This window comes from Paraglaciecola sp. QJM3NY_14, assembly GCF_056173245.1.
The window spans coordinates 2,008,042-2,019,553 of sequence record NZ_CM149664.1; the positions used below are offsets into that span (position 1 = coordinate 2,008,042).

Sequence of the window (11,512 nt, forward strand, 5' to 3'; positions counted from 1 at the left end):
TTTCGATAAAACCGAATTTTAAAAACTGACCGCTCCATACATTTCAGCAGTCAATACTTCAAAGGCAATTCTTGCCAATATTTCAAAATTTCCTATACTTACCAAAGCTCAATTTTACCCACCTGCGCTACATTTTCTTTCGAAATATCAACTCGATTGTTAGCGCGAGGTTCTTCTTTAGGTTAGTTACGCTGTTAACTGGAAATTTTAGTTTCGGTTACGGTATTTAAGTGTAAATTTGGCCACTGCCTAAATGTAAAAATCACCGTAACTCATTGATAAATAAAGACCTGCTAATTACACCTTTAGGTGCAACCTACAAGTTGACTAACATTTATTATGTTGATGCCACTAGTAAAGTTTACTTCCCCAGCCGAGTTTTGTGCGTAACACGTTGAAGTAATTGTAATCTTTGGGGTGAATTAAGGATAATTTGGCGGGGTTTTTACGGATAATGATTTCATCCCCCGGTAAAACGGCGAGCACGATATGGCTGTCGCAGCTAACTTGCAAATTGTCTTTATTTTCTGGTGATACTTTGATGCGCACCGTGCTATTTGCATCCACAACAATTGGGCGAGCGCTGAGGGTATGCGGGAACATGGGCACTAAGCTCAGGGCGTCTAGATTGGGGGTTAGAATGGGGCCGCCGCCTGATAACGAATAGGCCGTTGAGCCTGTAGGCGTTGCAACGATAAGGCCATCGGAGCGTTGACTAAACACGAAGTTTTCATCTAAGTAGACTTCAAACTCCATCATATGAGCGACTTTACCGTGATGCATTACTACTTCGTTTACGGCTGAATTAGTGCTTTGTAATTCTCCGCCTCGATACACTTCAAGTTCAAGTAAAAAGCGCTGCTCGATTTGGCATTCGCCCGCAAAGATGGAATCGAGCTGGCGTTCAAAGTCATCTGGGTTGATGTCGGTTAAAAAACCTAAGTTACCACGGTTAATGCCTACCACAGCTACATTGTGTTTGGCCAAAACACGAGCGGCGCCCAACATATTACCGTCACCACCAACCACTATGGCTAAATCAGCTTGAGTTCCTATGGTATTTAGATCGGCAATTTCAAATCCGTTACCTTTTAATTGCGAAGCACAACTTTGCTCTACAATCATTCGGCAGTCCTTTTGTTTAAGATAAACAATCAACGCTTGTAAGCTTAAATTCGCTCCTTGATGCCCTTGCTTGCCTATCAATCCGACGGTGTGAAAACCCATAACAACTCATTAAAATAACCGATTTGGGTTAGTATAATCATCCGTAGCGCGGAATGTCATACATTTTTATGTCTATGATTTCTCTAACAGTTCTAACGCTCAATTTGTGCGCGAACGGCAAAATGGGCGAGATACTAGGGCGGCATCTGCCATTTTATTTTAGGTTTAATCAAGTAAGGTGCTTGTTGAGGCTTTGTTTTATGTTGCTGTTCTCTTATAGTGCGTTTAATTCAACAAGTTATAAGATTATTCATGGGTCCAATAATGTTAGATGTCTCAGGTTACGAGTTAACACCTGAAGACAGAGAGTTGCTCGATCATCCTTTAGTGGGTGGCGTTATCCTTTTCAGTCGTAACTACTACGATCAAAAACAACTAAAAGAGCTCATTGCTCAAATTCGATTGGCTGCACGCAACAAGATATTAATTGGGGTGGATCATGAAGGCGGCCGGGTTCAGCGTTTTCGCGACGGATTCAGCGCTATTCCTGCAATGGGTGCTATTTACGCCCGTAGTGATGAGGATTTGAGCCAGGCACAGCAATACTGCAATACTTTTGGTTGGCTCATGGCGGCTGAATGCCTCGCATTTGATATCGACTTAAGTTTTGCGCCAGTGCTCGATTTAAACGGCGTATCGGATGTTATCGGTGATCGCTCTTTTCATACCCAGCCAGAACCCTTAATTCAACTTGCCAGTGAGTTTATTAAAGGCATGCACCGAGCAGGGATGAAAGCCACAGGTAAACATTTTCCTGGGCATGGTAATGTCAAAGAAGACTCGCATGTTGCGATGCCGGTAGATAATCGAAGTCTTGAACAAATCACTCAGCTAGATATGCAGATTTTTAGCCGCTTAAACGACACGGGCTTACTTGATGGGGTGATGCCAGCGCATGTGGTGTACTCACAAGTGGATGATATGCCAGCAGGTTTCTCTAAAGTCTGGTTACAAACCTACTTGCGCCAAAAAATGCAATTCGACGGTGTGGTATTTTCCGATGATTTGTCGATGCAGGGAGCCGCGTTTATTGGCGACTTTGCCGCCAGAGCAAATGCGGCATTAAACGCTGGCTGCGATATGGTGCTGGTATGTAATAACCCCGACGCTGCTGCGCAGGTCATCGATAGCTTACCCAGTGATTTACCCACAAATCCGCGTTTAGCAAAGCTTGCCAAAGCGCCCTGTGCTGACTTTAACGCTCTGGTTAAAACAGATGCTTACACAGCGGCCCAGCGGACCCTCGAAGCATATTACAATGAGTGTAGATGAGGAGTCGAGCCCGAGGGACAATGCCCGTATGTCCCTCTTGATGTATAAAACGGGGGCGATGATTCATAAATGCCTGCTTTAGGCGATGATTAGGATAGCGAATGTTATGCGATTAAACCGTCAGCACTTTATTTTAATAGGTCCTTTACTGGCGATACTGTTTTACGGATTTTTACGGTACTCACAGGTCGAATACTTACCGGCAGTGACTGCGGCTATTACTGCATTAACGGTTATTTGGTGGGTCAGTGAAGCCATTCCTATTCCCGCTACCTCTATCGTCCCTTTCGCTCTGTTACCCATGTTTGGTGTGCTTGATCATGGCATAGCGGCATCCGCGTTGGGCAGTCATGTTATTTTGCTACTGATGGGGGCTTTTATGTTATCAACCGCACTAGAGCGCAGCGGCGCCCATGAGCGTCTCGCTGTGTATATGGTGCGTTTGGTAGGCGTGAGTAGCGGCCGGCGATTAGTGATGGGGTTTGTATTGGCGACTGGGTTCCTAAGTATGTGGATATCCAATACGGCCACCGTACTGATCATTCTGCCCATGGCATTAGCTGTGCTGTCACACGTAGATAACCCAAAACTGAAAGTGGCGTTGATTTTAGGGATTGCATACTCTGCCAGTGTCGGCGGCTTAGGGACGCTCATCGGCACACCGCCCAACGTGATATTTGCCGGTATTTATCAAGAGCAAACAGGGCAAGAATTTGGCTTTTTGGCGTGGATGAAAGTAGGCGTTCCCGTTGTTATTGTTAGCCTTCCGATTATCGCCCTGTGGCTAACCCGCAATGTGACCCTAGAGCATGATATTGAATTGCCTACCTTGGGTGCTTGGCGAAAAGAAGAATCCCGTACCTTGTGGGTGTTTGGTTTAACGGCCTTAGCATGGATAACGCGCAATGAGCCTTTCGGCGGCTGGAGCGGTTGGTTTGATATTCCATACGCGGGTGACAGCACCATCGCATTGACCGCTGCAGTAGTGATGTTCATTGTGCCAAATGGGAAAGGCAGCAGATTGCTCGACTGGGAAACAGCAAAAAGGATCCCTTGGGGCATACTGCTGCTATTTGCAGGTGGTATTGCTTTGGCTAAGGGCTTTAGCGCCTCAGGGTTGAGCCAAATCTTAGGAGAGTGGCTACTTAGCTTGACGAATTTACCGCTGGTGATGGTTATTTTAGCTATTTGCTTAATCGTGACTTACCTAACGGAGATCACCAGTAACACAGCAACCGCGACTTTGCTGATGCCTATTCTCGCTGTTGCCGCGGTTTCTTCAGGTAACGACCCTGCTTTATTTATGATCCCCGCCGCTATGGCTGCTAGTTGTGCCTTTATGCTTCCCGTTGCGACTGCACCCAATGCAATTGCCTACGGTACTGGGGAGATCACCATAAAAGACATGGTCAAAGAAGGGGCTATTTTAAGCTTCTTGATCTCCAGCATAGTGGGGTTAATGTGTTATGCATTGCTGCGATGACACATGAGATATTCGCTCAGATTTAGGTCGTCGTTTATTAAAGCATTTACGCCAACCTTTATTTCACTAAGGTGCCCCTGCATAACAAATGAATAAAACCAAATAGCTGCATTTAAGTGCAGCTAAGGGGTAATTACACTCTACATTGGTGCATAAATACTCTTCATATACGCATTTTCATGAAATTTCCCGCCTTGCCCGAATGGCATCAATACTGCAAAAGCCTGCGTTTTAAAATGATAAAAAAGACAAGACAGGAGTAGTAATATGGGTAAGTTGTTGGGTGTCGCGTTAGGCTTAATGTTTACTGCTACAGCGCAAGGTGAAACCTTCGATTGGGGTGAGCTTAAACGCGAGCGTATCGAATTGAAATTACCCTTACTCACAGTTCAAGGTGAACAAGGTCTATTAGCGTGTGGTTACGTGGATGTAAACACATGTAATAAAACAGGTGAAGCGTGCGCAATTGTATCAGGGGTAAAAACCCATGAAGATATGCTGCAAAAACCAGTGTTATTGGTTTCAAAAGCCGCACGGGAATTAGGCGTTGAACCGGGTATGACAGGCACCCAAGCACTTGAATTAATGCGCTAGGGCAAATCTTTACGTCTACCTCTATCTCAGTTGTGGCTAAGTAGCGTTAACCAGCCACAGCTGACTCGATGTTAATGACCGAAGGTTGCTGGTATTTATTGTCAAGTAACTCGCCTCGCCAGCTATTATCAGCATGCAAGTTTGCGGCTGTTTCACGAATAAGCTCAAACACGGCAGCAACGGCGGGGTTTTTGTGCTGATGCTCGGCTAAGCGCAAATAAACCTCACGTTTTAGCTCTGGCTCCGTGATATTAATGGCTCGAATTTGATGACTCGCTTCTAAGTGGCACGTCGCTGATGAAGGGTAAATGGCTAAACCAAACCCCTGAGAAACATAATGCAAAGTGGTCATCAATTGTCCAAAGGCGTTACGTGTCTTTAATTTAATATTGTTTTTTCGGGCTTGCTCCTCAAGCAATTTAGGTAGGGCGTCCCGTCTGTCTGGCATAAAAAGTTCGTAATCTTGTAACGACTCAAAAGGGATTGAGCCAAACAATGAAAGTTCACTGTAGCTGGGGTTTTTGGGCCGTGGTGAAATATACAAATACAAATTTTCGTTAATAAGAGGCAATGAACTAGCAGCATGTTTACGTAAATCTGAGTTGTAACACAGAGCAATATCAATTTGCTGTTCGGCGAACCAACTTTCGACCATATACGAAGGCCCAACTCTAAAGGCTAATTCTACATTAGGAAATCGGTGCTCTAGCTCTGTCTGTAACTGCACCGACAGCACATTACACAATGATTGACTAAGGCCAACGATCACCTTGCCTTTGCACTGGGTTTGCTGCCCAATTAAGTCTAATTTTGCGGTATTGATTTGGTTTAAAATGAGCCGAGCGTGCTCTTCAAATTGAGAGCCTGCATGAGTGAGTGACACACCACGAAAATTTCGCTCAAAGAGTTTTATTTTTAATTCATGTTCTAAGTTCGCCAGTTGCAAACTAATAGCAGGCTGTGCGACATCAAGCACTTTTGAGGCGCCCGATATACTGCCTTGCTCTACAGTGGCCAAAAAGTACTCTAGTTGTTTTGTATTCATTAGCTACCCAAATTTATACTTATTTTGCTCAAATAAACCGCTTGTTATGGAGGAATTAGCAAATTAAATGCCTAAATAGCATTTGCTCTTAGTTAGAGCGCTTGCTCGACAACCAAAAAACGACGTGCCCAGCGCAGACTAAATCGCGTATGCGCATACTTGTTTCATCTCGCCTTCCCTCAAAAAGCAATTTTAATGCCGTATAACTTATTCTTTTTTGTTTGAAAATCGTGCTGTAGGCCCCTTTAATTGACCGAATTCCTCCTTGAAAGCCTTATCATTAAAGGGTTATAAAAAAAATATGGGGCCGCACAATACTATTGTGCGTTCTGTCATTTGTTTCGTGTCGCTAGCATATAAACCTGATTTTCCAACCTCATCGAACGATAAATTAGGAAGTACGTTAGAACGATTATGCTAAATATTACGCGAAGACAATTTCTCAGTTATGTAGGGGCAGCGGGTGGTTCATCAGCATTACTTAAAACAAGTTTAGCTTTAGGTTTAATGCCTGATGATAGTTATTCAGGACCCGTTCAAATCAAGCCCGCAGCGAAAGGTGAACAGCCTACCGCACTCATCCTAGGCGCTGGTGTAGCAGGGTTGGCAACAGCCCTTGAGCTCGAAAAAGCCGGCATTCAATGTACAATTTTAGAGGCTTCTTTTAGGCCTGGGGGCCGTAACTTAACCGTTCGCAACGGTGACAAGATTGATGAAATGGGCAACACCCAAATTTGTCAATTTGATAAACAAGAAAATTTGTTTTTCAACTGTGGTCCTGCGCGAATTCCTGGTCACCATAGACGCTTGTTGCACTATTGCAGAGCATTGAATGTGCCATTACAGATCAAAGCCAATAGCAGCAAGATGGCATATTTTCATGATGATAATTCTTTAGACGGTAAACCAAAACGCATCATTGAATACCACACAGATGTACGCGGTTTAATGTCTGAATTGCTCTGGAAGTCAGCAGATTCGCATAATTTTGACCAAATGATGTCAGAAGAAGATGTGGCCACGTTAATGAAGTTTTCTCAGACCTATGGTGATTTAACCGAAAACGGTAAATACATAGGCAGTGAGCGCGCTGGCTCAACAACCGATCGCATGTTGGAGTTTCCGAAGCCTCATGCGCCTATCGAATTAAAAGCCATGCTCGACAGCCAATTTTGGTACGGCGGTTTATTGGGCGCTGAGCTGTATGACTGGTGTGAGCCGTTAATGGAACCAGTAGGTGGCATGGATGGCGTGATTAAAGGCTTCTTGCGTAATCTCAAAACCCAGCCTGTGCTCAATGCGCAAGTGAAGAAAATCTACAACCGTGATAACGGAGTTGAGGTCACTTACGAGCAAGGTGGCAAGTTACATACGGTGCAAGCAGACTACTGCTTTAACAATATTCCTGCTTATTTTATGGCAGGTATCGATAACAACTTCTCAGATACATACCAAGCAGGTTTAGACAGCGTTAAGCGTGGGCACTTGTTTAAAATTGCTTATCAAATGAGCGAGCGTTTTTGGGAGCGAGACGGTATTTACGGCGGTATCAGCTATACCACTGACCCTATTAACCAGCTGTGGTATCCGTCTCATGACATTCATGCGCAAAAAGGCATTTTGTTAGGTGCTTATACGTGGGATGCGAAAGTCAGTGGCGTGTTTGAAAAAATGACACCGCAAGAGCGACTCACCGCAGGGGCGTTGTCCGCTGAAAAAATCCACCCCGGCTGCAGCAAGTACATCGAAAACGGTATCAGTATTCCATGGGCTCGAATGAACCATCAAATGGGCTGTGGTATGCGCATGAGCCCTGAAAATTTTGATAAATATTATCACTTACTGCAAAAGCCCGAAGGTCGTCACTTCATGATCGGCGATCAAATCAGTCATCACAGTGGTTGGCAAGAAGGGGCACTTGCCTCAAGCGAGCAAGCCTTGCAACAGTTCAATCACCTTGTTAGTTCTCACTACCAAAGTGGAGGTGCCAGTCATGTCGCTTAAATCAACACTTTTTGCTTTATTGCTGGCGGGTAACGCCAGTGCATTGCATGCCTCTGAAGCTATTACGCCTGAAGGCCTCGAATATTGCACTGTCTGCCACGGTAGCCAACTAAAGGGGAATGCCAATATTCAAGCCCCAAGATTAGGTGGGTTATCAAAGTGGTATATCGAGCGCCAACTCAATAATTTCAAACAAGGCATTCGCGGAGCCCACACCAGTGATGTGACAGGCAGTGAAATGCAAGCCATGGCACGTCACTTAACGCCAAGTGATATCTCTGCCATTGCCAGTTGGATTGGTCAAACCCAATCGCCTAAGCCAGCAGCAACCCTTCATGGCGATATTGATGCAGGTAAAACCTTGTATCAAGCCTGCGCCGCTTGTCACGGAGTGGATGGTGGCGGTAATAAAGCCATAGGTGCGCCGCGCTTAAGTGGCATTAATGATTGGTATGTACTCACCCAAATCAATCATTTCCGTGAAGGTATTCGCGGTAATGACCAAAAAGACATTTACGGACAACAAATGAAAGCCGCTGTTTCGATGGTGCAATCAGATCCTGATGCGGTGAATCTCGCCGCCTATATCAGCCAACTTAAATAAACCAGGAGTTACCTTTACATGATCAAACGCATGAACAAACGCATTTTACTTACTGCTGCCGCCGCCGCTTTATTCAGTGCCAACAGCTTGGCAGAAGTGACGCGTCACGCCTTACCAAACAACAATCCGTTTCCCATTTCTCGCGCAGTGGAGGTCACGCCTGACACCACGTTAATTTTCCATGCGGGTATGACACCAGGCCCTGTGAATCCTGACGCTGAAAAGGGCAGCCGCGAATATTACGGCGATACCGAAACCCAAGCCTTGAGTGTGTTTAAACGTCTAGAAGGCTCGTTTAAAGACTTAGGCGTTGATTTTGGCGATGTCGTCAAGATGCAAGTGTTCATGGTCGGTGACCCAGCCATGGACGGAAAGATGGACTTTGGCGGTTTTATGAAAGCATACACCAAGTACTTCGGTACGAAGGACCAGCCAAACAAACCATCACGTTCGGCTTTTCAAATAGCAGGTTTGGCCGGTGGCCCGAACATGTTGATAGAAATTGAAGTGGTACTGGCCAAGCCAGAGTAAACGTCAATACGAGTCCTGCTCGGGAAGAGCAGGCTGTGCAATAACGGAAATGGCCAAGTTAATTAGCTCGCAAAGATTAAAAATAAAAAAGGTGAACACACATGCTCAAGCAAAATAAACTTAGCAAAGCAATAAAAACCGGGTTGATGACCTGCGCAATCAGTTCTGTGGCAGTTTCATCAGCAATGGCACAAGAAACACAGACGCCAGATGAGGCGGCTGCTACGTATGAGAAAGTGGTGATTACCGGCTCTCGCGGCGCTCCTCGCTCGCTAGCGGATTCGCCGGTACCAGTTGATGTACTTAGTGAAGACGATTTAGCAGCAGTGCCTTTTTCGGATACCAACGACATATTAAAAACATTGGTGCCGTCATATTCATTGCAACGCCAGCCCATATCGGACGGTGCATCTTTTATTCGCCCTGCCACCTTACGCGGTATGCCAACGGATAAAACCTTAGTCTTGGTAAACTCGAAACGCCGTCATCGCTCTGCACTTGTACAAATCGGTGGTTCTGGTACGCAAGGCCCTGATGTTGCTACTATTCCTGCCTCAGCCCTTAAAGGCGTTGAAGTATTGCGTGATGGTGCTGCAGCACAATATGGTTCTGATGCTATCGCAGGGGTTATCAACTTCGTTTTGAAAGACAATGATGAAGGGGGCTCATTCTCTGTTGAGGGTGGTCAATATTTTGAAGGCGATGGTGACCAAGTTACTATTACCGGTAACATTGGTTTCGCATTAGGTGACAACGGCTTCTTTAGTTTGTCAGGGGAGTATGCGGATTCGGACTCAACTGATCGCGGCGAGCAATATTGTGAAGATTGGTTCTGCGCTGATGCAAGCGATCCACGGGGCGCAGCAAACCCTTATTTAAGCGACCCTGATTTTGTTGCCGGTTTAGATAACGCCAATCTAGGCGGCGAAGACGTGGTACAGCCTTGGGGACAACCCAATACCTCCGCAACGCGGGTATTCTTTAATTCAGGGTATGAATTTAACGATGACATGAAGTTCTACGCTTTTGGTAATTACTCTGAAAGTGAAGGGGATGCGACGTTTTATTATCGTTACCCAGGTAATGGCACCATTGAAGATTTGCGCCAAGAAGATGGTTCTATTTATAACCCACTAGAGAAATTCCCAGGTGGTTTTACACCGCGCTTCTTTGGTGATATTACTGATTTCTCACTTGTTGGAGGCTTAGAAGGCGAGTTCGCAAATGGTATCACCTATGATTTCAGTGGTCGTTTTGGCTCTAACGAAATCCAGTACACTTTAAAAAACACTATTAACCCCTCTTTAGGAGCTGATTCACCTACGTCATTCCGCCCAGGTGACTTAACCAACGAAGAAACTCAGTTCTCTGCTGACTTTACTAAGTACCTTGATTTTGGCCTGTATTCCGATGTGTTATTGGCATTTGGTGCCACCTACATGGAAGAAAGCTACGAGCTCACCGGTGGGGAAGAAGAGTCATACTCAGCGGGCCCTTACGCCACATCTGATCCATGGGGATTCTGTGATGATGCAGGCGGCACGACAGCAGCAGGTTTAGCGGTCATCGGTGGTGGTTCTACCCTAGATTGTTCGAACAGTGATGATCCAGTTTATCAAGTCGTGGGTGTCGGCTCTAACGGTTTCCCTGGTTATTCTCCAGAATATTCAGGTAAATACGAGCGTGATATGCATGGTATTTATGCCGATTTAAGCAGTGACGTAAGTGAAGAGTTATTCCTACAAGCCGCTATGCGTTACGAAGATTACTCGGACTTCGGTTCTGAACTCGTCGGTAAGGTCGCGTTTAAGTACACCTTGAGTGACGACTTTAATATGCGCGGTTCAGTGGGTACGGGCTTTAGAGCGCCAACACCTGGTCAACAAGGTACTACCAACGTATCCACCCGTTTACCTGACGGCCTACCAGTAGCCACAGGTTTATTCCCTGCGTTAAGTGCAGTAGGCCAAGCCTTGGGTGCTGAAGCGCTGAAACCTGAGAAATCATTGAACTACAGCCTTGGTGTAACCGGCAATATTGATGACTTGAACGTGACTTTGGATTTCTATCGCATTGAGCTTGAAGATCGCTTCTATGCGGTATCGACCTTGGATGTATCCACGGATGAAACAGATGCAGATGCCTATGCTAACTTCTTGAAGCTAGAAGCGGCCGGTGTCGCAGGTGCAAACACCATTGGTGGTGTGAACTACTTCCAAAATGCGTTTGATACAGTGACCAACGGTATGGATTTCGTGATGACCTACACCATGGGTGACACGGTACTGAGTACGTCTGTTAACTATAACAAGACAGAAATTGACTCTGATGCCTCTGCGTTCTTAAACGCTGAAGATCAATTTGACTTAGAAAATGCCATTCCAGAGTGGCGCGGTGTTGCCTCAGCGAAACACAGTTTTGATGACCTTACGTTATTGGTACGTGCCAACGTCTACGGTTCATATACTAACGCTATTGATTCAGACGCAACGGTTAAGCAAGAATATGATCCAACCGTATTCTTCGACCTCGAAGCGAGCTATCAAATCAGCGAGAATGTAACGATTGCAGCCGGTGCACGTAACATCTTTGACGAATACCCAGACAGCGATGGCGTAACGGTTGACGGTAACTTTAGTCGTGATGAATGTTGTGGCGCAGTATACTGGTCAAGCAACATCGTTGATTGGCAGGGTGGTTACTACTACATGCGTTTGAATACTGTTTTCTAGGTATACCTATGCATAGCAGT

Annotated in this window: 9 protein-coding genes; 7 read left to right on the plus strand and 2 right to left on the minus strand. The window is 45.5% G+C overall.

Features of this window, described 5'->3' with window-relative positions; genetic code table 11:
- Positions 1–351: 351 nt before the first annotated feature.
- Positions 352–1,227 carry an NAD(+) kinase gene (gene nadK, locus AC0VYA_RS08550; protein WP_011574540.1) on the minus strand — a complete coding sequence of 292 codons (876 nt, stop codon included), beginning with the start codon at positions 1,225–1,227 and terminating at the stop codon, positions 352–354.
- Positions 1,228–1,479: 252 nt separating this feature from the next.
- Here nadK and nagZ point away from each other — a divergent pair, with 252 nt between their 5' ends.
- The 3 genes from nagZ to AC0VYA_RS08565 all read left to right on the plus strand — a co-directional run bounded on the left by nagZ (position 1,480) and on the right by AC0VYA_RS08565 (position 4,576).
- Entirely contained in the window at positions 1,480–2,499 is a 1,020-nt protein-coding gene (nagZ, locus tag AC0VYA_RS08555; protein WP_475490714.1) for a beta-N-acetylhexosaminidase, read from the plus strand.
- A gap of 106 nt (positions 2,500–2,605) precedes the next feature.
- Positions 2,606–3,982 carry an SLC13 family permease gene (locus AC0VYA_RS08560; RefSeq protein ID WP_011574542.1) on the plus strand — a complete coding sequence of 459 codons (1,377 nt, stop codon included), beginning with the start codon at positions 2,606–2,608 and terminating at the stop codon, positions 3,980–3,982.
- 267 nt (positions 3,983–4,249) lie between these two features.
- Entirely contained in the window at positions 4,250–4,576 is a 327-nt protein-coding gene (locus AC0VYA_RS08565) for a DUF1805 domain-containing protein (protein ID WP_473479981.1), read from the plus strand.
- Between the two features lie 46 nt (positions 4,577–4,622).
- Here the strand turns inward: AC0VYA_RS08565 and AC0VYA_RS08570 are convergent, their stop codons facing one another.
- On the minus strand, positions 4,623–5,621 hold the full coding sequence (locus tag AC0VYA_RS08570; protein ID WP_473479983.1) for a LysR substrate-binding domain-containing protein: 999 nt from the start codon (positions 5,619–5,621) through the stop codon (positions 4,623–4,625).
- Positions 5,622–6,035: 414 nt separating this feature from the next.
- Here AC0VYA_RS08570 and AC0VYA_RS08575 point away from each other — a divergent pair, with 414 nt between their 5' ends.
- The 4 genes from AC0VYA_RS08575 (at position 6,036) to AC0VYA_RS08590 (ending at position 11,492) form a co-directional block, all read left to right on the plus strand.
- Positions 6,036–7,625 (plus strand): flavin monoamine oxidase family protein, encoded by a 1,590-nt coding sequence (locus AC0VYA_RS08575; RefSeq protein ID WP_475490715.1) that lies wholly within the window; start codon positions 6,036–6,038, stop codon positions 7,623–7,625.
- Positions 7,615–8,229, plus strand: coding sequence for a c-type cytochrome (locus AC0VYA_RS08580; RefSeq protein ID WP_475490716.1), 615 nt, complete (start codon positions 7,615–7,617; stop codon positions 8,227–8,229). The genes AC0VYA_RS08575 and AC0VYA_RS08580 overlap by 11 nt, the downstream gene beginning before the upstream one ends.
- An 18-nt stretch (positions 8,230–8,247) precedes the next feature.
- The gene (locus tag AC0VYA_RS08585; RefSeq protein WP_475490717.1) at positions 8,248–8,760 is read left to right on the plus strand and encodes a RidA family protein; all 513 of its coding nucleotides are present in this window, start codon (positions 8,248–8,250) and stop codon (positions 8,758–8,760) included.
- A 101-nt stretch (positions 8,761–8,861) separates the two neighbouring features.
- Positions 8,862–11,492, plus strand: coding sequence for a TonB-dependent receptor plug domain-containing protein (locus AC0VYA_RS08590; RefSeq protein WP_475490718.1), 2,631 nt, complete (start codon positions 8,862–8,864; stop codon positions 11,490–11,492).
- Positions 11,493–11,512: the final 20 nt, after the last annotated feature.

Bases quoted from the DNA above. Each gene is read 5' to 3' on its own strand.
- nadK (WP_011574540.1), bottom strand. From the start codon at position 1,227: ATGGGTTTTCACACCGTCGGATTGATAGGCAAGCAAGGGCATCAAGGA.
- nagZ (WP_475490714.1), top strand. From the start codon at position 1,480: ATGGGTCCAATAATGTTAGATGTCTCAGGTTACGAGTTAACACCTGAA.
- AC0VYA_RS08560 (WP_011574542.1), top strand. From the start codon at position 2,606: ATGCGATTAAACCGTCAGCACTTTATTTTAATAGGTCCTTTACTGGCG.
- AC0VYA_RS08565 (WP_473479981.1), top strand. From the start codon at position 4,250: ATGGGTAAGTTGTTGGGTGTCGCGTTAGGCTTAATGTTTACTGCTACA.
- AC0VYA_RS08570 (WP_473479983.1), bottom strand. From the start codon at position 5,621: ATGAATACAAAACAACTAGAGTACTTTTTGGCCACTGTAGAGCAAGGC.
- AC0VYA_RS08575 (WP_475490715.1), top strand. From the start codon at position 6,036: ATGCTAAATATTACGCGAAGACAATTTCTCAGTTATGTAGGGGCAGCG.
- AC0VYA_RS08580 (WP_475490716.1), top strand. From the start codon at position 7,615: ATGTCGCTTAAATCAACACTTTTTGCTTTATTGCTGGCGGGTAACGCC.
- AC0VYA_RS08585 (WP_475490717.1), top strand. From the start codon at position 8,248: ATGATCAAACGCATGAACAAACGCATTTTACTTACTGCTGCCGCCGCC.
- AC0VYA_RS08590 (WP_475490718.1), top strand. From the start codon at position 8,862: ATGCTCAAGCAAAATAAACTTAGCAAAGCAATAAAAACCGGGTTGATG.